The sequence below is a fragment of the Streptomyces botrytidirepellens genome (genome assembly GCF_003721215.1).
Lineage (GTDB): Bacteria > Actinomycetota > Actinomycetes > Streptomycetales > Streptomycetaceae > Streptomyces > Streptomyces himastatinicus.
Map to the genome: position 1 here is coordinate 1 of NZ_RIBZ01000172.1, position 22,529 is coordinate 22,529.

The window sequence follows — 22,529 nt, forward strand, 5'->3', positions numbered from 1 at the left end:
CTCGGCGCCGATGCGCTCGGCGGCGCTCGCCGCCTCCGCCCGCACCCGGTCCGCGGTCTCCTGCGCCTCGCTCCGCAGCCGCTCCGCCTCCGCGGCGGCCTCGCTCCGCAGCCGCACCGCCACCGACTCGCCCTCGGCGCGCGCGTTGGACGCGTCCGCGGCGGCCTCGTCGCGCAGCCGGTCGGCCTCCTCCTCGGCCTGCTGCCGCAGGGCGTCCAGCCGCTCGGTGGACTCGGCGCGCTGCCGCTCGACCTCCTCGGCGGCCTCCCGGCGCAGCCGCTCGGCCTCGGTCCGGGCGTCGTTCAGCTCCTGCTCGGCGGAGCTGAACCGCGCCTCCGCCTCCTCGTGCCGCCGGGTCAGCTCGGCCTCGGCCTCGCTGCGCCGCGCCTCGGCCGCCTGCTCGGCCTCCTCGCGCAGCTCCTCGGCGGTACGGGCCGCCTCCTCCTTGACCCGCCCGGCCTGCTCCTCGGCCGAGGTCACCAGCTCCTCGGCCTCGCCGCGGGCCCGCTTCAGCAGCTCGTCGGCCTGGCGGCGCAGCGCGTTCGCCCGCTCGATCGCCTCGGTGCGGACCCGCTCGCTCTCGGCGGTCGCGCCCGAACGCGTCTCCTCCGCGTCCTGCTTGGCCTTGGTCAGCAGCTCCTCGGCGGTGCTGGCCGCCTCCTCGATCTGCTCGACCGCCTCGCGGCGCGCCTCGGCCCGGATCCGCTCGCCCTCGGCGACCGCGTCCGACCGCTGCTGCTCGGCCTCGCCGCGCAGCCGCCGCGCCTCCTCCTGGAGCTCGGCGGTCTTGGCGCGGTACTCCTTGGTGTCGTCCTTCGCCGCGCCCTTGAGCTGGTTGGCGGTGTCGTGCGCCTCCGAGCGCAGCCGGTCGGCCTCCGCCTCGGCCTCGCGCCGGATGCGCTCCGCTTCCTCGGCCGCCGCCTTGGTGGTGGCCTGCGCCTTCTCCGAGGCGCGGGACAGCACCTCCTCGGCGCTGCGCGCCGCCTTGGCCAGCTGCGCCGCCGAGTCCTCGGCGACCCGGGCCCGGGCGTCCTCACCGGCCTCGGAGAGCAGCCGCTCGGCCTCGGCGCGGGCGTCGTCCCGCATCTGCTCGGCCTCGGCGCGGATCGCCTCGGCCTCCTTGGTGGCCTCGCCGACCAGCCGGGCGACCTCCGCCTTGGCGGTGCGGGCGCGCTGCTCGTTGTCCGATTCGGTGGCCGAAAGCCGCTTGGCCGCCGCGTCCTTCGCCTCGCCGAGCACCTTCTCGGCCTCGGCGCGCGCCTCGCGCAGCGCCGTCTCGGCCTCCAGCATCCGCGCCTCCGCGGCGCGGGTCTGCTCGGCGGCGTGCCGACGAGCCTGGTCCGACTCCTGGGTGGTGGAGGTGCGCAGCTGCTCGGCGTGCTCGGTGGCCTCCTGGGCCTGCGCCCCCGCCTTGGTCAGCAGCCGCTCGGCCTCGGTGCGGGCCCGGCGCAGGATCGCCTCGGCCTCGGCGCGGGCGGCCTCCGCCTCCGAGCCCAGCCGCTCCCGGGCCTGGTCGGCGAGGCGCTGCGCCTCGGCGCGGGCGGCGGTCAGCGCCTGCTCGGCCTCGGCCCGGGACTCGTCCAGCAGCCGGCGGGCCTGCGCCTCGGTGCGGGCACGCAGTTGCTCGGCCCAGGCGACGTTCTCGTTGACGTGGGACTCGACCGTGGCGCGGCGGTCGGCCAGCTCCTGGTCCAGCCGCTGACGGCGGGCCACGGCCTCGGCGTGCAGCTCGGCTTCGAGCCGGGCCTGCTGCTCGGCCTGCTCCTGGAGCAGCCGCTGGGTCTGGGCGCGGGTCTGCCGCAGCTCGCGCTCGGCGTCGGCACGCACCTGCTCCGCCTGGAGCTGGGCGTCCCGCAGCAACTGCTCTGCCTGGTAGCCGACGTTGGCGCTGTCGTAGGCAGGGCGGCTCGCCAGCGCGCGCCGCACCTCGTGCAGCTTGGCGCGCAGAACCTCGACCTGGTAGCCGAGGTCGTCGGCGTGCTGGACGGCCTTCTCCCGCTCGTTCTTCAGCCGCTCCATCTCGGCCTCGAACTTCGAGAGGTGATCGTCAGGCTCGTAGCGGTCGTAGCCCCGCACTGCGCGGTCCCATCCGTCCCCTGGTCGCGGTGGCGGCCGGCTCCGTACCGCGCGGTTCCTGGCAGTCCCTTGCGGTCCCTCGCGGCCCCGACCCGGCGTGATGCGTGCCGGGCGGACCGGAGCTGGCCCTTCCGAAGAAATGGTGTCAGATCATCGGCTCAGCCCGGGCCGGACCCCGATCCCTCTCGATTCCCGTACCCCGGCCGAGCCTGCACTCTACCGGCCGGGGAAGGGGTAGGTCAGTGGTCCGCTTCAGTGGTCCGCTTCACCGGGTGTCGCCGCGGTCACGAGTTCGGTCAGCACACCGTGGCAGTCCTTGGGGTGGAGGAACGTGATGCGCGAGTCCATCGACCCACGTCGGGGCTGTTCGTACAGCACCCGGACCCCCTTGTCGCGGATGGCCTCGGAGTCGGCGTCGACGTCGGCGGTGCCGAACGCGATGTGATGGACGCCCTCACCGTTCTTCGCCAGCCACTTGCCGACCGCGGAGTCCTCCCGGGTCGGCTCCAGCAGCTGGAGGTAGGAGGCCCCGCCGTCCGAGGTCTCGTTGATCTTCAGCATGGCCTCACGGACGCCCTGCTCCTCGTTGACCTCGGAGTGGAACACCTCGAAGCCGTACGTGGCACGGTAGAACTCGACGGTCTTGTCCAGGTCGAAGCAGGCGATCCCGATGTGGTCGATTCTCGTCAGCATGGGCTTAGTGCACCGCTACACGGCCGGTTACGCAACGTGCGCGCGATCACACCGATGGGGCGGTGACCGGGCGGGTACTCGTCAGTACATTGACGATAACCCTCGTTAACTTCCTTCTCCCCGCGGAGGACGCACCATGACTCGTACGACATCTGTGATTGTGGCGGGAGCCCGTACCCCCATGGGCCGCCTCCTCGGCAGCCTGCGCTCGTTCTCCGGTGCCGACCTGGGAGGCTTCGCGATCAAGGCCGCGCTGGAGCGGGCCGGGGTCACCGGTGACCAGGTGCAGTACGTGATCATGGGGCAGGTGCTCCAGGCCGGTGCCGGGCAGATTCCCGCACGTCAGGCGGCCGTCAAGGCCGGTATCCCGATGAGCGTCCCCGCCCTCACCGTCAACAAGGTGTGCCTGTCCGGACTGGACGCCATCGCGCTGGCCGACCAGCTGATCCGGGCCGGGGAGTTCGACATCGTGGTGGCCGGCGGCCAGGAGTCCATGACCAACGCGCCCCATCTGCTGCCGGGCTCCCGCGACGGCCACAAATACGGCGCGATCCAGATGCTCGACGCCATGGCCCACGACGGCCTGACCGACGCCTTCGAGAACGTCGCCATGGGCGAATCCACCGAAGCGCACAACACCCGGCTCGGCATCGGCCGCCCCGAGCAGGACGAGATCGCCGCCCGCTCCCACCAGCGCGCCGCCGCCGCCCAGAAGAACGGCCTGTTCGACGCCGAGATCACCCCGGTCGAGATCCCGCAGCGCAAGGGCGACCCGGTCGTCTTCGCCAAGGACGAGGGCATCCGCGGCGAGACCACCGTGGAGTCCCTGGCCAAGCTGCGCCCGGCCTTCGCGCGCGACGGGAACGGGACGATCACGGCCGGATCGTCCTCGCAGATCTCCGACGGGGCGGCCGCCGTCGTCGTCATGAGCAAGGAGAAGGCCGAGGAACTGGGCCTGGAGTGGATCGCCGAGATCGGCGCCCACGGCAATGTGGCCGGGCCCGACAACTCGCTCCAGTCCCAGCCGTCCAACGCGATCGCGCACGCCCTGGGCAAGGAGGGGCTCACGGTGGACGATCTCGACCTGATCGAGATCAACGAGGCGTTCGCCGCGGTCGCCGTGCAGTCAATGAAGGACCTGGGCCTTTCCTCCGAAAAGGTGAACGTGAACGGCGGCGCGATCGCCCTCGGCCACCCCATCGGCATGTCCGGCGCCCGCATCGTGCTCCACCTGGCGCTGGAGCTCCGGCGGCGCGGCGGCGGCGTCGGCGCGGCGGCGCTGTGCGGCGGGGGCGGCCAGGGCGACGCGCTGATCGTCCGCGTCCCGGGGGCATAACTCCCCGGGGTATGACGTGGCCGAAACCGGTCGTCCGTACGAGTGACGAGGAGCGCGGCACCCATGGCTGACGCTGATGTGCCCACGCTGGTGGAGCAGGCCCGGCAGGGGCGGCCGCGCGCGGTCGCCCGGCTCATCTCGCTGATCGAGGGCGACTCCCCGCGGCTGCGCGAGGTGATGGCGGCGCTGGCGCCGCTGGCGCAGGGTGCGTACGTGGTCGGGGTGACCGGTTCGCCGGGGGTCGGCAAGTCCACGTCGACCTCCGCGCTCGTCTCGGCGTACCGGAGGGCGGGGAAGCGGGTCGGGGTGCTCGCCGTCGACCCCTCCTCGCCCTTCTCCGGCGGCGCGCTCCTCGGTGACCGGATCCGGATGTCCGAGCACGCCTCGGACCCCGGCGTCTACATCCGCTCCATGGCCACCCGCGGGCATCTGGGCGGCCTCGCCTGGGCCGCCCCGCAGGCCATCCGGGTGCTGGACGTGGCCGGATGCGACGTGGTGATCGTGGAGACGGTCGGCGTCGGCCAGTCCGAGGTGGAGATCGCCGCCCAGGCCGACACGACCATGGTGCTGCTCGCCCCGGGCATGGGCGACGGCATCCAGGCGGCCAAGGCCGGGATCCTGGAGATCGGCGACGTGTACGTGGTCAACAAGGCCGACCGGGAGGGCGCCGACGCCACCGCCCGCGAGCTGAACCACATGCTGGGCCTGGGCGAGGCCCGGGCACCGGGGGACTGGCGGCCGCCGATCGTGAAGACCGTCGCGGCGCGCGGCGAGGGCACCGACGAGGTCGTGCAGGCCCTGGAGAAGCACCGGGCGTGGATGGAGGAGCACGGCGTGCTGGCCGAGCGCCGGATGCGGCGCGCGGCGGGCGAGGTCGAGACGATCGCGGTGACCGCGCTGCGGGCCCGCATCGGGGATCTGCACGGCGACCGCCGCCTGGGCGCGCTGGCGGAGCGGGTCGTGGCGGGCGAGCTGGACCCGTACGCGGCGGCGGACGAGCTGGTGGCGGGCGTCACAGAAAGGGCGGCGGGCGCGTAGGCCCGCAGCCCACCTGAAGGATCCTTCAGGTGGGCTCTGCCACGCTTGGCCCCATGCGTTTGCTGATTGTGGAGGACGAGCGGCGGCTCGCCCTGTCGCTGGCCAAGGGGCTGCGGGCCGAGGGGTTCGCGGTCGACGTGGTGCACGACGGACGGGAAGGGCTGCACCGGGCCCAGGAGGGCGCGTACGACCTGATCGTCCTCGACATCATGCTGCCCGGGATGAACGGCTACCGCGTCTGCGGCGCCCTGCGGGCTGCCGGGCACGAGGTGCCGATCCTGATGCTCACGGCGAAGGACGGCGAGTACGACGAGGCGGAGGGGCTGGACACCGGCGCCGACGACTATCTGACCAAGCCGTTCTCGTACGTCGTGCTGGTCGCCCGGGTGCGGGCGCTGCTGCGGCGGCGCGGCGCCGGAGCCTCGCCGGTGCTGCGGGTGGGGGCGCTCGCGGTGGACCGGGGCGCGCGCCGGGTGGAACGGGACGGGGACGAGGTGTCCCTGACCGCCAAGGAGTTCTCGGTGCTGGAGCACCTGGCGATGAACGGCGGGGACGTCTGCTCCAAGGCGGACATCCTGGAGCACGTGTGGGACTTCGCGTACGACGGCGACCCCAACATCGTCGAGGTGTACGTCAGCGCCCTGCGCCGCAAGCTGGGGCCGGGGTTCATCGAGACCGTGCGGGGAGCGGGGTACCGGCTCCGTGGGTAGGGCATTCGGTTCGGTACGGGCGCGGGCCGCGCTCGGCGCGACCGTGGTGGTGGCCGTGGCACTGGTGGCCGCGGGGCTCGCGGTCCTGCGGGTGCTCCAGGGCAACCTGGCGGACCAGGCCGGGCTGCACGCCCAGGTGGAGGCGCGCGAGGTGGCGTCGAAGATAGCCGCGGGGACCGGCTACCGCGCTCTGGACCTGGACGACGACACCCCGGTGCAGGTGGTGGACGACAAGCGCCGGGTGCGGGCGGTCAGCGAGGACTTGGAGGCCGTGACGGGCACGGCGAGCCCGTCGGTGCGTCCCGTGCCCGTGGCGCCGGACGGCGAGCGCGAGGAGGGCGAGGTCGACGGCGACGTGAAGTACGTCAACGGCTCCGCCCGGATCGACGGCACCACCGCCGACTACCGCTGGGCGGCCGTGGAGGCCACCAGCCCGCAGGGCGACGAGGTCACCGTCTACGCGGGCGCGCCGCTGGCCACCGAGCGCGACGCGGTCGGCACGGTGCGGCAGGCGATGCTGATCGGGCTGCCGCTGCTGCTGCTCGTGGTCGCCGGGGTGACCTGGCTGGTGACGCGGCGCGCGCTGCGGCCGGTGGAGGGCATCCGGCAGGAGATGTCCGCCATCACGGCGAGTACGGACCTGTCCCGGCGGGTGCCCGAGCCGGACTCGCACGACGAGGTGGCGCGGCTGGCCCGGACCACCAACGAGACGCTCACTGCGCTGGAGGCGGCGGTGGAGCGGCAGCGGGCGTTCGTGGCCGACGCCTCGCACGAGCTGCGCTCGCCGGTGGCCTCGCTCCGTACCCAGCTGGAGGTGGGCGTGGCCCACCCCGAGCTGCTGGACCTGCCGGGCGCGGTCGAGGATGTGGTGCGGCTCCAGCGGTTGGCGGCCGATCTGCTGCTGCTGGCCCGGCTGGACGCGGGGGAGCGCCCCCGCGCGGACAGCAGGGTGGAGCTGGACGAGCTGGTGCGGGAGACGGTGGAGCAGCGGACCGGGGACCGGGTGCCGGTGCGCACCGACCTGGCTGCGGTGGCCGCCACCGGCTCCCGCGGGCAGCTCACCCAGGTGCTGGGCAACCTGGTCGACAACGCGCAGCGGCACGCGCGCGGCGAGGTGCGGGTGTCGGTGCGGGCGGACGGCGCCGAGGGCGTGGTCGCGGTCGCCGACGACGGCTCCGGGGTGCCGGAGTCCGAACGGGAGCGGATCTTCGAGCGGTTCGTACGGCTCGACGACGCCCGCAGCCGCGACGATGGCGGGGCCGGGCTCGGCCTCGCCATCGCGCGGGACGTGGTGGTGCGGCACGGCGGCACGCTGACCGTGGGTGAGGCGCCGGGCGGCGGCGCCCTGTTCGAGGTGCGGCTGCCGCTGAGCTAGACGCGGCCGCGCTGGATGCGCAGATGGTCGGCCACGGGCACCAGCGACCCGTACAGCGCCTCCAGATCGGCCGGGGACAGCAGGTCGATGAAGTGCTTGCGCACCGATTCGACGTGGTGGGGCGCGACCTTGCGCATGGTGTCCCAGCCGTGCTCGGTGAGGACGGCGTAGAGCCCGCGCCGGTCGGATTCGCAGTTCTCGCGGCGGACCAGCCCGGCGTTCTCCATCCGGGTGATCTGATGGGAGAGACGGCTCTTGGACTGGAGCGTCGCGGACGCGAGGTCGCTCATCCGCATCCGGTGCTCTTCCGACTCCGAGAGGTTGACCAGGATCTCGTAGTCGTTCATGGTCAGTCCGAACGGCTGGAGGTCTCGTTCGAGCTGGTAGGTCAGCAGCCGGCTGACGTCCAGGTGGGTGCGCCAGGCGCGCTGCTCCTCATCGCTGAGCCAGCGTGTGCCGTTCTCGGTCTCCATGGGATGTATTCTACCTATAGAAGTTGAATTCCGAACCAATGGATGTATCGGGCTAGAGGTCACCTGTTCGACGTTACACTCCGCATGTTCACGCTCACGAACCGGTACCCCCCGTCGCGCCGACGGCTATCTCCTCCATCAACTCCTCCGTCGACTGGAGCAGCACGGTCCCGGCGCCCACGAACTCGAACTGGTGCTCCTCGCCCGATGTGCCCCCGAGTCCGGTGTGCGCCCGGATGCCGCCCATGACCCCGCGCAGATACTCGTGGTCGTAGTGGTGGTTGGGGGTCGGGCAGTCCGCCCAGCCGACCAGCGCCTGCGGATCGACCCGGATCGGCGGTTCCATGAAGACCACGGGCCCGTTGGACGCCGCCACGAACTTCCCCGTCCCGATGAGCGTCAGGAAGCCCGGCACGATCGACTGCTTCAGCGCCAGTGACGGCTGGAAGGCGAGCAGATTGCCCGACCGGATGGTGAGGTTCCCGTCGTCCAGGTCATAGGAGTTGACGTCGAAGGCGCGGTCCGCGAGCACCATCTTGCCCTTGCCCTCCGCCACCACCCACTCGGCGGCGTGCAGGGGCGAGTGGAAGCTGCCCGCGACGAGCCGGTCGAACCGCCCGAGCCCGATGCCCTGGAAGCCGATCTGCCCGTAGTAGGCGACCATCTTCCCCTTCTGGAGGAACCACTGCCCGTCCAACTCCACGCTGAAGGCGTACGGATTGACGTTGTCGTCGGCCGGCAGCGTGTACGCGTCGTGGATGACGGGGCCGTTCACAGCTTCTCCTCCGATGCCTGGACGTAGACCGTGCCGGTGCCGGACAGCTCCAGCTGGAAGGCCTCCCCCGAGCCGCGGCCCACCATGTCGCGCCAGCCGAGGGCCGTCGAGAGCTTATTGCGAACATCACCCCGGTGGGCTACATATGCCTGCGGATCGACATGGACCGGACGCCCCGGCTGGATCGGCAGCTCGATCACCCCGCCGTGCGCCATCACCGCCGCCGAACCCTGCCCCTCCAGCGTGGTGGTGAACAGCCCCTGGCCGGTCACCTGGCCGCGCACCATGCCCATCACCCCGCCCTGCGACCCCAGGAACATCGTGCCCTGGCGCAGCGAGCCGTCGAACGCCAGCAGCCGGTCCGACTCCACGTACAGCGTGTCGCCGACCAGGTCGATCACCTGCACGTGGTGTCCGCCGTGCCCGAACATCACGGTGCCCTGGCCCTCTATGGTCATCAGCGGCGTCGCCTCGTTCGCGACCCGCCGCCCGATCATGCCCATCACCCCGCGCTGACCGCCGGTGATGCTCGGCGTGAACCGCACCTGGCCGCGGTACGCCAGCATCGCGCCGCGCTGGCTGAACAGCGTCTGGCCGGGCATCACCTGGGCCTCCACCATGCGGGAGGTGAGATTGGTGAACGGCATCAGACATCGCCCCCGATCGTGTTGCGCTCGCTGGGCTGCACGTACACCAGTCCCTCGCCCTCGAAGCGGATCTGGAAGGCCTCGCCCCCGCTCTCACCTATCAGCGCGCGGAAGTTCACGCCCGACTGGAAGTGCTGCTTGAGGTTGCCGGTGTGGGCCACGTACGCGCCCGGGTCGACCTGGAGCGGGGTCTGCGGGGTCACGCGCAGCACGATCGCCTGGCCGTCCGAGACGAGCGCCGCCTGGCCGGTGCCCTCCACGGTCGTGGTGAACAGCCCGTTGCCCTGCGCGGAGCCGCGCAGCCCGGTGAAGGAGGTGCCGGTGCGCAGGGCCGCGTCCGTGCACAGCAGGTTGCCCGCCTCCACGTACAGCTTCTCGCCGTGCAGCGACACCAGGTTGATCTCGCTCGCCCGGTCGGCGAAGTAGCACGTGCCGTGCCCCTTCACCTCCATGACCTCCATCTGCTCGCCGGTGAGCCGCCGCGTCACCATGCCGCGCAAGCCCTCCCCGCCGCCCGTCCTTTTCTTGAAGGTCATGTCCCCCTCGTACGCGACCATCGCGCCGTTCTTCGCCTTCACGGAGTCGCCGGTCAGGTCGACGGCGAGCACCCTGGATCCCTGGAGCCGAAAGTGAGCCACGGAACCGACGGTATCGGTCCCGCCACCCGGGAGAAATGATCGCGGGCGGGGCTGCGACAATAGGAGCGCTTGTGCATGGCTTCACAAGCGCCCTGTCCGATCCGTTGTCCGTGTCTCCTCATGCGAAGGTGCTCTCGTGGACTTCAAGACCGCCACCGCGCTGCGCCGGCTCCGCCTGGTCTCCGCGCCCGAGGCCGTGTCCTTCCTGCTGCTGCTCGTCTGCTCGGTGCTCAAGCGCACCACGGACTTCAACGCGGTGCCGGTGATGGGCATGGTGCACGGCGTCCTCTTCATCCTCTACGTGGTCTTCTGGGCGGACGCCTGGAACCGCACCAAGTGGGGCTGGAAGACCGCCGTCCTCTACTTCGTCCTCTCCGTCCTGCCCACCGGCGGCTTCTTCGCCGAGCGCAAGCTCAAGCGCGAGGCCGAGGCCGGTGTGATCGCGGCGCGGGCCCGTCGCGAGGGCGTGGTCAACGTATGATCGTCGCCTTCTCGGTGACCCCGCTGGGCGTCGGCGAGGACGTGGGGGAGTACGTCGCGGACGCGGTGCGGGTGGTGCGCGAGTCGGGGCTGCCGAACCGTACGGACGCGATGTTCACCTCGATCGAAGGCGAGTGGGACGAGGTCATGGCCGTGGTCAAGCGCGCCGTGGCGGCGGTGGAGGCGCGTGTTCCGCGCGTCTCCGTCGTCCTGAAGGCCGACATCCGCCCGGGCGTGACGGACGGCCTCACCTCGAAGGTGGACACGGTGGAGCGCCACCTGTCCGCGTAGCCGCGTAGCTGCCCAGTCGCCTCGTGGCGTACGGGAACGGCTCACCCTCCGCCCGCCAGGGTCATCCCCAGCGGGGTGCGCTCGTACAGCACCTGATGGCCCCGGCGGCGTGACACCAGCAGGCCCGCCGCCCGCAGCACGGTCAGATGGGCCGATACCGACGACGGGGCCAGGCCCAGGCGGTGGGCGAGGGCGGTCGTGGAGGCGGGCTCCTCCAGGGCGGCCAGGACCGCCGCCCGGTTCGCCCCGAGCAGGCGCCCCAGCGCCTGCGCCGCCCCCGCGTCCGGCTCCCGCCACAGCCTGCCCACCCCGCGCGCCGGGTAGATCACGGTCGGCTGCCACGGCGGGGCGAAGCCGCTCACCACATCCGGCCAGACGAAGACGCTGGGCATCAGCAGCACGCCCCGCCCGCCCAGCTCCTGGTTCATCACCGCTTGGTACCGGGTACGGACCCTCAGCGTGCCGTCGGCCCAGGCCAGCCCCGGGCGCAGATCCGCGAACAGCCGCTCCAGACCGCCGTCCGCGAGCTGCCGCGAACGGTAGGCGATATCGGCCTCCAGCAGGCTCCGCAGCCGCGGCCAGTCCGGTTCGACCAGCAGCCGCCAGGCCTTCTCGGTGAGATCGGCGAGCCGGTGGACGGCGCCGGCCGGATCGTCCAGCATCGCCGCGCCCGCCGGGGTGGCGGCCGCGCCACGGGTACAGGCCAGCGAGCGCGACAGCTCCCGGTGCGCGGTGTCCGCGTCGGTCGCCCGCACCCGCGCCAGCTCGTCCTCGAACGAGGCGTACGGCTCCTCAGGAGGCCGCCCCAGGAAGTCCGGCGTGTATCCGCCCCGCACCGGCATCAGCAGCCACAGCTCCGACAGGTCGAGCCCGGCCACCGCGTCCCGCACCCGCCGCAGCCAGGGCAGGTGATAGCCGTGCCGCTCGCGGCGGCGCAGGGTTCTCACCGCCTCATGCGTCTGGCCCAGCGGCGAGACGGCGAACCGGCAGCGCAGCAGGTCGTCCTTGCCGAAGCGCAGGTGGAGCGGCATGGCGTCCCCCTTCGGCGGGGCTCGTGATTCGGCCTCGCCCGAAACACTAGAGCCCGCCCGTCCGCCCGGGCACCGTTGTGCCCATGCCGAACGCCCCCGAAGCGCCGGACCCACCCGCCTTACCCACGGACGGATCACCGCGCGCGGACCCGCTCCGGGCCCCGGGCGCGGAGTCGCCGCGCACCGGCTACCGGGCCGTCTTCGCCGTCCGTGAGTTCCGCACGGTCTTCGCCGCGCACCTCATCTCGATGCTGGGCGAGATGGCGGGCGGCATCGCGCTGTCCGTCCTCGTCTACCGGCTCACCGGGTCGCCCCTCCTCAGCGCCCTCACCTTCGCGACCGCGCTGCTGCCGTACGTGATCGGCGGCACCCTGCTGTCCTCCGTCGCCGACCGCTACCCGGCCCGCCGGGTGCTCGTCGTGTGCGATCTGCTGCACGCGTGCTGCGTGGCCGCCATGACGGTGCCCGGGATGCCGGTGGCCGTGCTGCTCGCGCTGCGCTGCGTGCCCGCGGCGATCTCGCCCGTGTTCAGCGGCACCCGGTCGGCCACGCTCGGCGACATCGTCGGCGAGGGCGATCTGTTCGTCCTGGGCCGCTCGGTCATCCGGATCACCGCGCAGAGCGCCCAGCTGGCCGGGTTCGCGGCGGGCGGGCTGCTGCTGGCCGCCGTGTCGCCGCGCACGGTCCTCGCGATCACGGCCGCGGGGCTGTGCTGCTCGGCGCTGCTGCTCCGCTTCGGCACCCGCCACCGCCCCGCGCGCCACAAGACCGGCCCATCAGGCGGGGCGCTGCTCGGGGACTCGCTGCGCGGCGTCCGGCAGCTGTTCGCCGACCGCCGGGTCCGGGCGCTGCTGCTGCTGTCCTGGGTGCCGCCGATGTTCGTGGTGATGCCGGAGGCGCTGCTGACGCCGTACGCGGACGCCCAGGGGCTGGGCTCGGTCGGGCTCGGGCTGCTGATGTGCGGGATGCCGGTCGGCGCGGTCGTGAGCGAGGTCCTGGCGGGCTCCCTGCTGGGGCCGCGCGGACGGGCCCGGCTGACGCTGCCGGTGGGGGTGCTCGCGGCGCTGCCCGCCGTCGGGTACGCCGCGGATCCCTCGTTCGGCTGGGCGCTGGCCCTCCAGGTGGTGACGGGCTTCGGGATCGCCTACACCCTCGGCCTCGACCAGTGGTTCCTGGCGGCCGTGCCGGAGGAGCTGCGGGGCCGGGCGATGACCGTGCTGACGGCCGGGCTGATGACCGCGCAGGGCCTGGGAATGGCGGTGTCGGGAGCCGTCGCGGAGTTCGTGCCGGTGCATGCCGTGGCGGCGCTGGCGGGCGGCTGCGGCGCGCTGTGCTCGCTCCTGGTGGCGCTGGAGGTGCGGCGTACGGTGCGTAGAAGTGGGCCGGGGCCGGGTGCGGCCGGTTCGAGGGGTGAGACCGGGCTGACCGCGATATGACCGGCCGGTAGGGTCGGTATCGTGCCGAAGCCGCTCAGCTTGCCGTTCGACCCCATCGCCCGCGCCGATGAGCGCTGGAAGCAGCGATGGGGGTCCGTGCCGTCGATGGCCGCGATCACGTCGATCATGCGGGCCCACCAGATCCTGCTCGGTCAGGTCGACGCGGTGGTCAAGCCGTACGGACTGACCTTCGCGCGCTACGAGGCGCTGGTGCTGCTCACCTTCTCCAAGTCCGGTGAGCTGCCCATGTCCAAGATCGGCGAGCGGCTGATGGTGCACCCGACCTCGGTCACCAACACGGTGGACCGCCTGGTCAAGTCGGGTCTGGTCGACAAGCGGCCCAATCCGGCCGACGGCCGCGGCACCCTCGCCACCATCACCGAGCAGGGCCGTGAGGTGGTCGAGTCGGCCACCCGCGACCTGATGGCGATGGACTTCGGGCTCGGGGTGTACGACGCCGACGAGTGCGGGGAGATCTTCCGGATGCTGCGTCCGCTGCGGATCGCCGCGGAGGACTTCGAGGACGCCGGGGAAGAGGGCGCGTAACCGCCCGGGGGCGGCGAAGATCGACCCGGAACGGGCGGTTACGCTCAACCGCATGAAACGATCCGTCCTGACCCGCTATCGGACGATGGCCTACGTCACCGGTGTGCTGCTGATCCTGCTGACCATCGGCGTGATCGCCAAGTATCTGCTGGACGTGAGCGGCGCGGCCGGGTTCACCAGCGTCGTCGGCATCGCGCACGGCTGGCTGTACGTCCTCTACCTGGTCTTCGCCTTCGACATGGGCTCCAAGGCGAAGTGGCCGTTCGGCAAGCTGGCCTGGGTGCTGCTCGCGGGCACCATCCCGACCGCGGCCTTCTTCGTCGAGCGCAAGGTCTCCCGCGAGCTGGAGCCGCTGGTCAGCGGATCCGAGCCCGAGACCGCGAAGGCCTGAGCCGCTCTTCCCCTTCCGACCTGCGGGAACGGGTCGGCCGGACACCCGGTCGGCCCGACACGGGCCGTCAGCCGTCGACAATTAGTTGGACGTCCTAGTAAATTTGACGTATGGACGCCGAAGGCATTGAGGCGGGCCGCCGCCGCTGGCAGGCCCGGTACGACGCGGCGCACAAGCGCGAGGCCGACTTCTCGACGCTGTCCGGGGACCCGGTCGAGCCGGTCTACGGGCCCGCGCCGGGTGACACGATCGAGGGATTCGAGCGGATCGGCTGGCCCGGCGAGTTCCCGTACACCCGGGGTCTCTACGCCACCGGCTACCGCGGCCGCGCCTGGACCATCCGCCAGTTCGCGGGCTTCGGCAACGCCGAGCAGACCAACGAGCGCTACAAGATGATCCTCGAGGCGGGCGGCGGCGGGCTGTCGGTCGCCTTCGACATGCCGACGCTCATGGGCCGCGACTCCGACGATCCGCGCTCGCTCGGCGAGGTCGGCCACTGCGGCGTCGCGATCGACTCCGCGGCCGACATGGAGATCCTCTTCAAGGACATCCCGCTCGGCGACGTCACCACCTCGATGACGATCAGCGGCCCGGCCGTCCCCGTCTTCTGCATGTACCTGGTCGCCGCCGAGCGCCAGGGCGTGGACCACGCGGTGCTCAACGGCACGCTCCAGACCGACATCTTCAAGGAGTACATCGCGCAGAAGGAGTGGCTCTTCCCGCCCGAGCCCCATCTGCGGCTGATCGGCGACCTGATGGAGTACTGCGCGCGCGGCATCCCCGCGTACAAGCCGCTCTCGGTCTCCGGCTACCACATCCGCGAGGCGGGGGCGACGGCCGCGCAGGAGCTGGCGTACACCCTCGCCGACGGCTTCGGCTACGTCGAACTGGGCCTCTCCCGCGGCCTGGACGTCAACTCCTTCGCGCCCGGCCTGTCCTTCTTCTTCGACGCCCACGTCGACTTCTTCGAGGAGATCGCCAAGTTCCGGGCGGCCCGCCGCATCTGGGCCCGCTGGATGCGCGACGCGTACGGGGCGACGTCCGAGAAGGCGCAGTGGCTGCGCTTCCACACCCAGACCGCCGGGGTCTCGCTCACCGCCCAGCAGCCGTACAACAACGTCGTACGGACCGCCGTGGAGGCGCTGTCCGCCGTGCTCGGCGGCACCAACTCGCTGCACACCAACGCCCTGGACGAGACCCTCGCGCTGCCCAGCGAGCAGGCCGCCGAGATCGCCCTGCGCACCCAGCAGGTGCTGATGGAGGAGACCGGCATCCTGAACGTGGCCGACCCGCTGGGCGGCTCCTGGTACGTCGAGGCGCTCACCGACCGCATCGAGGCCGACGCCGAGAAGATCTTCGAGCAGATCAAGGAGCGCGGCCGCCGGGCGGTACCGGACGGGCAGCATCCGATCGGGCCGATCACCTCCGGCATCCTGCGCGGCATCGAGGACGGCTGGTTCACCGGGGAGATCGCCGAGTCCGCCTTCCAGTACCAGCGGGCGCTGGAGAAGGGGGACAAGAAGGTCGTCGGCGTCAACTGTCACCACGGCTCGGTCACCGGCGACCTGGAGATCCTGCGGGTCGGTCACGAGGTCGAGCGCGAGCAGGTGCGGGTGCTGGGCGCCCGTAGGGCCGGACGGGACGATGTCATGGTCGCCGAGGGGCTGAAGACGCTGGTGGCGGCCGCCCGGGACGGCTCCAACATGATCGAGCCGATGCTGGAGGCGGTGCGCGCCGAGGCGACGCTCGGCGAGATCTGTGACGCGCTGCGCGGGGAGTGGGGGATCTACACCGAGCCCGCCGGGTTCTGACCGCTCTCCGGCGGCGCGCTCGCTTCGCCCGGGTGCGCCGTCGCGGCCAGCCCGTGCAGCAGCAGCGTCGAGAAGCCCTGGGCCCACTCCGTGTCCACCGGCTCCGCGCTGACCAGCAGCCGGTGCACCACCGAGCCCGCGATCACGTCGAAGATCAGGTCCGCGTTGCGGGCCGCCGCGCCCGGATCGTCCTCGCGCGGCAGTTCGCCGCGCAGCTGCGCGCGCTCCCGGCCGATCAGCACCAGCCGCTTCTGCCGGTCCACGATCGCGGACCGGACCCGGGCCCCGAGCGCCTCGTCATGGGTGGCCTCGGCGACCACGGCCATCAGCGCCGTCTTGGTCTCGGGCAGCTCCAGCAGCTCGGCGAAGCGCACCACCACGTTCTCGATGTCCGCCCGCAGGCTGCCGCAGTCGGCCGACATCAGGTGCTCGTCGAAGACCGCGGCGACCGCGTCCACGACCAGCTCGCTCTTGCCCGCCCAGCGGCGGTAGAGGGTCGTCTTGGCGACTCCGGCGCGTGCCGCGACGTCGCCCATCGTGAGCTTTCCCCAGCCCAGCTCGACCAGGGCGGCACGCGTCGCGCCGAGGATGGCACGGTCGGCCTCGACGCTGCGGGGGCGCCCTGTGCGCCTGCTGGGCGGGCTCATGGCGCATGACCCTACTCGCAGGTAGACGCGGGTGTCCCGGCCGGTTACGCTACGGCTCGTAGCGTAAGACCGGCCTGTCCGCGGATCGGCTGGTGCGCTTTTCCATTCACCGCGTCGAGAGGGGAGGATAGGACCATGCAGCCACGGAACATGTCCATGAGTGGAGTGGTCGACCTCGCCGCGGTGAAGGCGGCCGGGGAAGCGAAGCAGAAGGCGGAGAAGGCGCGGGCCGACGCCGCCCGCACGGGCGCGCCCGCGCCCACGCGCCTGGTCTTCGACGTCGACGAGGCGGGTTTTCAGCAGGACGTCCTCCAGCGCTCCACCGAAGTGCCGGTCGTCATCGACTTCTGGGCTGAGTGGTGCGAGCCGTGCAAGCAGCTCGGACCGATCCTGGAGAAGCTGGCCGGGGAGTACGCGGGGAAGTTCGTCCTCGCGAAGATCGACGTCGATGCCAACCAGATGCTCTTCCAGCAGTTCGGCGTGCAGGGGATCCCCGCGGTGTTCGCGGTGGTCGCCGGGCAGCCGGTGCCGCTGTTCCAGGGCGCGGCGCCGGAGGCGCAGATCCGCCAGGTGCTGGACCAGCTGGTCCAGGCCGCGGAGCAGCAGTTCGGCATCGTCGGCGCCCCGGCCGAGCCCGCGGCGGAGGACGCAGGGCAGGAGGCCCCGGAGGCGCCCGCGGGTCCGTACGACAGCGCGCTGGCCGCGGCCCACGAGGCGCTGGACGCGGGCGACCTGGGCGGTGCCGTCCGCGCGTATCAGAACGTGCTGAACGACGACCCGGCCAACGCGGAGGCCAAGCTCGGTCTGGCCCAGGCCCAGTTGCTGGAGCGGGTGCAGGGTCTGGACGCGCAGCAGGTGCGCAAGGCGGCCGCCGACAGCCCGGCGGACTCGGCGGCGCAGATCGCGGCGGCCGACCTGGATCTGGTGGGCGGTCATGTGGAGGACGCCTTCGGTCGCTTGGTCGACGCGGTGCGGCGCACGGCGGGGGAGGACCGCGAGGCGGTCCGGCTCCACCTGCTGAGCCTCTTCGATGTGATCGGCGGTGACGATCCCCGAGTGGTCACGGCGCGTAGCGCGTTGGCGCGCGTCCTGTTCTGACCTCGCGGCTCTCAAACGGAACAGCGGCCGCGCTTTACCAAAACTTGGTAATCGCGGCTGCTGTTACTGCTAGTAAGGCCGCGGCGGGGCTTTGTCCGTTCTTGCCGTTAAATCTCCCCCTCTTTCCGGCCGTTGGGCGGCGACCCTGCGTACCCGGGCTCGACCGACCTGCCGCAGATCGGTTATCAGCCCGTTACTCGCTAGTAACGAACCCCTTGTGCCCCGGCCGTGAATGGACCACGATCGGCCAAGCTCGGTCCATCTTCAACGAAGCCCGGCAACCGGTCGGTGCGGTGCTGCGGGTGGGTCCCCACCGGGCAGGCCGGCGGCAGTGGCGTCGGCCGTGGACAGGGGGGTCTCTGCCCAACGGGCAGGGCCTGTCCAGGAGGTTGCGCGAGAAGCGTGGCCAGTGGTTGTCGCTCGGGGGTGATCGCCGGTGTTTCGGCGGGTGCAGTTCGCGCCTGTGAGACGTGGGCGCTCTCCTTCCCGAGGACGTAGCACTTCTCCCATCCCAGTTCGGGGCCGCGGCCCCGATCCGGAGATGTACGTCCGAGAAGGAGGAAAGTCATGGAGTCCCTGGCTCGTGGCGGGACCAGATGGAAGCGGTTCGCCGTTGTCATGGTCCCGAGCGTTGCTGCCACGGCCGCGATCGGCGTCGCCCTGTCACAGGGTGCGCTCGCGGCCTCGTTCAACGTGTCCGGCCAGCAGTTCAAGGTCGCGGTCGACCGGCTCGACGGTACGGGCTTCGCCCAGTACGGCGCGATAGACACCCAGCACGGCGGGAAGAACATCCCCGTCGCGGTGTCCGCGTTCAAGAGCGCCAAGCTCAAGGGTCTGTGCCAGTCGGTGGTCGTCCCGGTCCCGGTCTTCGGCGATGTGTCGCTGAAGCTGTCGGCCGGTAACGGCAGCAAGACGGTGGAGGCGAAGAACCTCTTCATCGACCTCGACCAGCTGGACGCCGACGCGACGTTCCGCGGCATCGACATCGGTGTGGCGGCGGGCGATGCGAACAAGGGTCCCGGGATCAACAAGGGTGACAAGGCCCTTCCCGGCTCCTTCGCCCAGCAGGCCGATTCGGCGACGCTGACCGGTGTGAAGCAGACCGCTTGGGCGACCAGTGCGGGCACGTTCAAGCTCTCCGGCCTTTCGATGAAGGTCAGCAAGGGCAAGAACGAGTGCTTCTAGAGCGCTGAGCTGGAAGGGTGGGGGGCCGCGGCGCTGCCCCTCACCCGGCATCGCCCAGCAGCGCTCAGGCGCCACGCAGTTCAGTACCGCAGTAGAACACTTGCGATCGTCCAGATCGCCAGCCCCAGGGAGCTGTTTTCAATGAGTGCCGAGTCGCCGGGGGCGCGTGACCGTATCAGCCATTGGCGCAAGTCCTTCAGGGCATGGCGCTGGCAGCGCCCGTTCTGGGCGGGGCTGCTCACCACCCTGGCCGGGCTGCCGATCATGTACTTCCCGTACAACAGCCTCAACGCGGGCGGGTTCACGATCAACCTGTCCACCACCGCCGGATCCGCCTCGCTCATCATCGGCGTACTGCTGGTGATGCTGGGTCTGACCATGTGGTTCCAGCCCATGGTGCGGGTGTTCGCCGGGGTCGCCTCGATCCTGCTCGGCCTGGTGTCGCTGCCCGTGTCCAACATCGGCGGCTTCCTGATCGGATTCCTCCTCGCCCTGTTCGGCGGTGGCATGGGAGTCGCCTGGGCGCCGGGCGAGACCCCCACGGCACAGCCGGCCGAGGGGCCGGGAACCGCGCCCAAGGACGGCGCTGACGATGGCGGTGTGCCGGAGCCGGCCGGAGCCGGACCCGCACCGGACCAGGAAGCCACGAATGGGAGGCACCGTGCGGGGTGAAGAGGAGCAGGCCGCGGACGGAAGTCCGCGCCGGGCCAGAACCGGACCGCGGCATGCGGCGCCGAGGAAGTCGATGCTCACTCGCCTTCAGGTGCCCGCGGGCAAGGCGATAGCGCTGGCCGCCATGCCGACGGCCGTGCTCATGGGCATGGGGCTGACCCCGCAGCTCGCGTCGGCCAACACGCGGGCCGAGGACCGGTACAAGGCCGGACCGTGCGTCTCCCAGCCCGACGAGGCCGACAAGGACGACGCCGAGGGCAAGAAGGACACGTCCGACGGCAAGGACGGCAAGGACGGCAAGGACACGGACGGCACGGACGGTAAGGACCAGGGCTCCAAGTCCCCGTCCGGCTCCTCCGACTCGTCCGACTCGTCCGGGGGCGGGGACACCGCACCCGCCAAGCCGACCCCGACCACCCCGACCCCGAGCCCGTCCGGCTCGTCGGGTTCCGGGGACGAGGAGGAGTCCGAGGAGCCGAGCGCGTCGCCCAGCCCGTCGGAGTCCGAGACCAAGAACCCGCTGGACCCGCTGGGCATCGGGGACAAGCTGCACGACGTCTTCAACCCGGACGACGCCGACGAGGACGAGGCCTCGGCCGAGCCCAGCGCCACGCCCAGCCCGTCGGCGTCCTCCGCCACGCCCAGCCCCTCCCCGTCCACCGAGAAGACGGCCGACAACCCGGTCAAGGACACGGTGGACAAGGTCGGCGACGGCGCGAAGGACACCGTCGACAAGGCGGAGAAGGCGGCCGAGGACGCCAAGGACAAGGCCGACAAGGCCCTGCCGAAGCCCTCCCCGTCCGGTTCCCCGTCCGACGGCGCGGACGGCGGCAAGGTGGGTTACCCCTGCCCCGAGTTCGACGCCGACGCGTACAAGAACGCCGAGGACGAGCCGACCGCCAGCCCGCTGCCCGACGACCCGTGGGTCCTCAAGACCACGATGCTGTCCCTGCACGGTCTGGACTACAAGGGCATCGTCGACGTCAAGACGCACAACGGCCAGTCGAAGAAGGTCCTCAAGTTCACCGCCGAGGGCGTGGACATCAAGGATCTGCACCAGCTGGTCAAGGGCCCGGCCGGGACCACCACCAACGTGGCGGCGCGCGAGGGTTCCACCTCGACCTTCCGCAACGGCACGGTGACCATGTACACGGAGGAGCTGAAGGGCAACCTCCTGGGCATCATCCCGATCACCTTCAGCCCGAAGAGCCCGCCGCCGGTGAACATCCCCGAGGTGTTCTTCACCGATGTGACGGTCACCCAGGCAGGTCAGTTCGGCGGCGAACTGACCATCCCGGGAATGCACGTGTACAAGACCGGGGAATAACCCCGGAAAACCACATACCTGTTCGGGAGCCGCACGCCCTCCTCGGAGGGCACCGCCCGCGGACACCAGGCCCAACCGCCCGGTGTCCGCGGGCGCGTTTGTCCGCGCCGGGCTCTATCATTACCTTGAGTGTTCGCATGGACGCGCACCATGCTGCTTGGCGCGCGCCGGGGGGAAACGGGGGCAGCGGTGGAGTGCCACATTTCGGTCGACGGCCCGGAGCCGGACGAAAGCCTGGAGCAGCTTGCCGCATGGCTGCGCGACGAACCCGAACTGGCGGGCCGGGTGAGGCCGAAGGCGGCCCCGCCGCGCGACGGCGAGATGGGCGCGGCCGTGGAGCTGCTCGTCGTCTCGCTGGGCGCGGGCGGCGCACTCTCCGTCCTGGCGGGCTCGCTGCGGGCCTGGCTGTCCCAGCCGCGCCGCTCCGGCATCAAGGTCACGGTCCACCGCCCGGACGGGCAGCGGCTGGAGATCGACGCCCGGCACGTGACCAAGGAGTCCGTCGAGGAGATTCTCCGGCAGGCGCTGCGCGCAGAAGAGGAATAGCCATGCGGTTGCCCGATTCCGAGCGTTCCCGGGCGGTCCTGATCGGCACAAGTCGCTATTCCGATCCAAAGCTTCCGGACCTTCCGGCGGTGCGCGACACCATCGAGGATCTGGCCGCGACCCTCACCCATCCCGCGTACGGGGGCCTTTCGGACCGGCATTGCACCGTGCTGCTGGACGAGGGCGACATTCAGCAGGTGGGCCGTTCCTTACGGGCGACGGCGGCCGGGGCGGAAGACCTGCTGCTGGCTTATTACGTCGGACACGGCCTGATCGCGCCCAGGCGGCAGGACTTGTATCTGTCGCTGGCCGACAGCGAATTCGAGGACCCCGAGTTCGGCTCCCTGGAATACCGCAAACTGCGCGACGTCGTCCTCGACAGCCGCGCCGGCTCGAAGGTCATCATCCTCGACTGCTGCTTCTCCGGCCGCGCGCTGAGCGGCACCATGGCCGGGCCGGAGGCCGCCGTGCTGGGGCAGGTCGATGTGGCGGGCACCTATGTGATGGCGTCCTCCCAGGGCAACGAGGTCTCCCTGATCCAGGACGGCGAGAAGAACACGGCGTTCACCGGCCGCCTGATCCGGCTGCTGCGGGACGGTGTGGCGGGCGGGCCCGAACTGCTCAGCATCGACGAGGTCTACCGGCGGCTCCAGACCACCATGACCGCGGAGGGCCTGCCCGCGCCCCTCCAGCGCGGCTCGCGGAACGCCGCCCTGCTCGCCCTCGCCCGCAACCGCGCCCACCGCCTCCCCGACGACCCCGCCCGGCACGAGGCCGCGGTGGCGCTGTGCGAGGCGGGGAAGTACGCGGAGGCGGCGGAGGCGTTCGGCGCCCTGCTGGAGGAGCAGGAGAGCCTGCTGGGCGCCGACCACGTGGCGACGCTGCGCACCGGACAGTGGCTCGCGCACACCCGCGGCGGCGCCGGGGCGCCCGCGGAGTCGGCGGACCGGCTGCGGGAGATCCACGCCCGGCAGACCCGGCTGCTCGGCCCCGACCACCCCGACACCCTCCGCAGCCGCCAGTTCCTCGCCGTCAACCTGGGCGAGTCGGGGCGGCGGCCCGAGGCGATACGGATGCTGCGGCTGCTGCTGTTCGACCGGCGCCGCGTCCTCGGTACGGACGACCCCGCCACCCTGCGCACCCGTCATGTCCTGGCCCACAACCTGGCCCGGACGGGCGAGCGCGACGAGGCGGTGGCCCTGCTGCGCGAACTGGCCGCGGACCGCGAACGGGTGCTGGGCCCGGACCATCCGCACACGCTGCGGGCCCGGCGGGATCTGTCCGTACTCCTGGCTGCGGGGTGAGAG

The 22,529-nt window shown here is 71.7% G+C and carries 24 protein-coding genes; 16 read left to right on the plus strand and 8 right to left on the minus strand.

Annotation, left to right across the window (positions count from 1 at the left end; all coding sequences use genetic code 11):
• Positions 1-2,076: polarized growth protein Scy (gene scy, locus EEJ42_RS13035; RefSeq protein ID WP_281291447.1), on the minus strand; the 2,076-nt coding region annotated here is incomplete at its 3' end.
• 252 nt (positions 2,077-2,328) lie between these two features.
• Positions 2,329-2,769 carry a methylmalonyl-CoA epimerase gene (gene mce, locus EEJ42_RS13040; protein ID WP_009714985.1) on the minus strand — a complete coding sequence of 147 codons (441 nt, stop codon included), beginning with the start codon at positions 2,767-2,769 and terminating at the stop codon, positions 2,329-2,331.
• Positions 2,770-2,923: 154 nt separating this feature from the next.
• Here mce and EEJ42_RS13045 point away from each other — a divergent pair, with 154 nt between their 5' ends.
• From EEJ42_RS13045 to EEJ42_RS13060, 4 genes are all read left to right on the plus strand, one after another.
• On the plus strand, positions 2,924-4,105 hold the full coding sequence (locus EEJ42_RS13045) for an acetyl-CoA C-acetyltransferase (protein WP_184503065.1): 1,182 nt from the start codon (positions 2,924-2,926) through the stop codon (positions 4,103-4,105).
• A 63-nt stretch (positions 4,106-4,168) separates the two neighbouring features.
• On the plus strand, positions 4,169-5,143 hold the full coding sequence (gene meaB / locus EEJ42_RS13050) for a methylmalonyl Co-A mutase-associated GTPase MeaB (protein WP_123100111.1): 975 nt from the start codon (positions 4,169-4,171) through the stop codon (positions 5,141-5,143).
• A gap of 53 nt (positions 5,144-5,196) precedes the next feature.
• Positions 5,197-5,853 carry a response regulator transcription factor gene (locus tag EEJ42_RS13055; RefSeq protein WP_123100112.1) on the plus strand — a complete coding sequence of 219 codons (657 nt, stop codon included), beginning with the start codon at positions 5,197-5,199 and terminating at the stop codon, positions 5,851-5,853.
• Complete coding sequence (locus EEJ42_RS13060) at positions 5,846-7,228, plus strand: sensor histidine kinase (RefSeq protein ID WP_123100113.1); 1,383 nt, start codon at positions 5,846-5,848, stop codon at positions 7,226-7,228. The genes EEJ42_RS13055 and EEJ42_RS13060 overlap by 8 nt, the downstream gene beginning before the upstream one ends.
• Here the strand turns inward: EEJ42_RS13060 and EEJ42_RS13065 are convergent.
• The 4 genes from EEJ42_RS13065 to EEJ42_RS13080 all read right to left on the minus strand — a co-directional run bounded on the left by EEJ42_RS13065 (position 7,225) and on the right by EEJ42_RS13080 (position 9,761).
• On the minus strand, positions 7,225-7,701 hold the full coding sequence (locus EEJ42_RS13065) for a MarR family winged helix-turn-helix transcriptional regulator (protein ID WP_123100114.1): 477 nt from the start codon (positions 7,699-7,701) through the stop codon (positions 7,225-7,227). The genes EEJ42_RS13060 and EEJ42_RS13065 overlap by 4 nt on opposite strands.
• Before the next feature lie 94 nt (positions 7,702-7,795).
• Positions 7,796-8,476 carry an AIM24 family protein gene (locus EEJ42_RS13070; RefSeq protein ID WP_123100115.1) on the minus strand — a complete coding sequence of 227 codons (681 nt, stop codon included), beginning with the start codon at positions 8,474-8,476 and terminating at the stop codon, positions 7,796-7,798.
• Positions 8,473-9,123 (minus strand): AIM24 family protein, encoded by a 651-nt coding sequence (locus EEJ42_RS13075; RefSeq protein ID WP_123100116.1) that lies wholly within the window; start codon positions 9,121-9,123, stop codon positions 8,473-8,475. Before EEJ42_RS13075 ends, EEJ42_RS13070 begins: the two co-directional genes overlap by 4 nt.
• Positions 9,123-9,761 (minus strand): AIM24 family protein, encoded by a 639-nt coding sequence (locus EEJ42_RS13080; protein ID WP_123100117.1) that lies wholly within the window; start codon positions 9,759-9,761, stop codon positions 9,123-9,125. Before EEJ42_RS13080 ends, EEJ42_RS13075 begins: the two co-directional genes overlap by 1 nt.
• A 136-nt stretch (positions 9,762-9,897) precedes the next feature.
• Between EEJ42_RS13080 and EEJ42_RS13085 the strand changes: the two genes are divergently transcribed.
• Together EEJ42_RS13085 and EEJ42_RS13090 are read left to right on the plus strand one after the other, a co-directional pair.
• Entirely contained in the window at positions 9,898-10,242 is a 345-nt protein-coding gene (locus EEJ42_RS13085; RefSeq protein ID WP_123100118.1) for a DUF3817 domain-containing protein, read from the plus strand.
• Positions 10,239-10,532, plus strand: a complete 294-nt coding sequence (locus tag EEJ42_RS13090) for an MTH1187 family thiamine-binding protein (RefSeq protein ID WP_123100119.1) — start codon at positions 10,239-10,241, stop codon at positions 10,530-10,532. The genes EEJ42_RS13085 and EEJ42_RS13090 overlap by 4 nt, the downstream gene beginning before the upstream one ends.
• A gap of 41 nt (positions 10,533-10,573) precedes the next feature.
• Here the strand turns inward: EEJ42_RS13090 and EEJ42_RS13095 are convergent, their stop codons facing one another.
• On the minus strand, positions 10,574-11,563 hold the full coding sequence (locus EEJ42_RS13095; RefSeq protein ID WP_123100120.1) for an ArsR/SmtB family transcription factor: 990 nt from the start codon (positions 11,561-11,563) through the stop codon (positions 10,574-10,576).
• Between the two features lie 83 nt (positions 11,564-11,646).
• Between EEJ42_RS13095 and EEJ42_RS13100 the strand changes: the two genes are divergently transcribed.
• The 4 genes from EEJ42_RS13100 to icmA all read left to right on the plus strand — a co-directional run bounded on the left by EEJ42_RS13100 (position 11,647) and on the right by icmA (position 15,747).
• Positions 11,647-12,999 carry an MFS transporter gene (locus EEJ42_RS13100; protein ID WP_123100121.1) on the plus strand — a complete coding sequence of 451 codons (1,353 nt, stop codon included), beginning with the start codon at positions 11,647-11,649 and terminating at the stop codon, positions 12,997-12,999.
• A 21-nt stretch (positions 13,000-13,020) separates the two neighbouring features.
• Positions 13,021-13,545, plus strand: coding sequence for a MarR family winged helix-turn-helix transcriptional regulator (locus EEJ42_RS13105; protein WP_123100122.1), 525 nt, complete (start codon positions 13,021-13,023; stop codon positions 13,543-13,545).
• Between the two features lie 52 nt (positions 13,546-13,597).
• Positions 13,598-13,936, plus strand: coding sequence for a DUF3817 domain-containing protein (locus EEJ42_RS13110; protein ID WP_123100123.1), 339 nt, complete (start codon positions 13,598-13,600; stop codon positions 13,934-13,936).
• A gap of 110 nt (positions 13,937-14,046) precedes the next feature.
• Positions 14,047-15,747: a coenzyme B12-dependent isobutyryl-CoA mutase large subunit gene (gene icmA / locus EEJ42_RS13115; RefSeq protein WP_123100124.1), complete on the plus strand. Its 1,701-nt coding sequence runs from the start codon at positions 14,047-14,049 to the stop codon at positions 15,745-15,747.
• On the opposite strand, the gene EEJ42_RS13120 is transcribed toward icmA, so the two are convergent.
• Positions 15,723-16,394: a TetR/AcrR family transcriptional regulator gene (locus EEJ42_RS13120; protein ID WP_123100125.1), complete on the minus strand. Its 672-nt coding sequence runs from the start codon at positions 16,392-16,394 to the stop codon at positions 15,723-15,725. The two genes, icmA and EEJ42_RS13120, sit on opposite strands and share 25 nt — an antisense overlap.
• Before the next feature lie 135 nt (positions 16,395-16,529).
• Here EEJ42_RS13120 and EEJ42_RS13125 point away from each other — a divergent pair, with 135 nt between their 5' ends.
• The 6 genes from EEJ42_RS13125 (at position 16,530) to EEJ42_RS13150 (ending at position 22,526) form a co-directional block, all read left to right on the plus strand.
• Positions 16,530-17,492 carry a tetratricopeptide repeat protein gene (locus tag EEJ42_RS13125; protein ID WP_123100126.1) on the plus strand — a complete coding sequence of 321 codons (963 nt, stop codon included), beginning with the start codon at positions 16,530-16,532 and terminating at the stop codon, positions 17,490-17,492.
• A gap of 567 nt (positions 17,493-18,059) precedes the next feature.
• Positions 18,060-18,677: a DUF6230 family protein gene (locus tag EEJ42_RS13135; protein WP_009714968.1), complete on the plus strand. Its 618-nt coding sequence runs from the start codon at positions 18,060-18,062 to the stop codon at positions 18,675-18,677.
• A 141-nt stretch (positions 18,678-18,818) separates the two neighbouring features.
• Complete coding sequence (locus tag EEJ42_RS13140) at positions 18,819-19,349, plus strand: DUF6114 domain-containing protein (protein WP_123100127.1); 531 nt, start codon at positions 18,819-18,821, stop codon at positions 19,347-19,349.
• A 73-nt stretch (positions 19,350-19,422) separates the two neighbouring features.
• Complete coding sequence (locus EEJ42_RS13145; RefSeq protein WP_246096467.1) at positions 19,423-20,676, plus strand: hydrogenase expression protein HypF; 1,254 nt, start codon at positions 19,423-19,425, stop codon at positions 20,674-20,676.
• Between the two features lie 189 nt (positions 20,677-20,865).
• The gene (locus EEJ42_RS50820) at positions 20,866-21,222 is read left to right on the plus strand and encodes an effector-associated constant component EACC1 (RefSeq protein WP_184503062.1); all 357 of its coding nucleotides are present in this window, start codon (positions 20,866-20,868) and stop codon (positions 21,220-21,222) included.
• Positions 21,223-21,224: 2 nt separating this feature from the next.
• Positions 21,225-22,526: a caspase family protein gene (locus tag EEJ42_RS13150; RefSeq protein WP_184503063.1), complete on the plus strand. Its 1,302-nt coding sequence runs from the start codon at positions 21,225-21,227 to the stop codon at positions 22,524-22,526.
• Positions 22,527-22,529 lie beyond the last annotated feature (3 nt).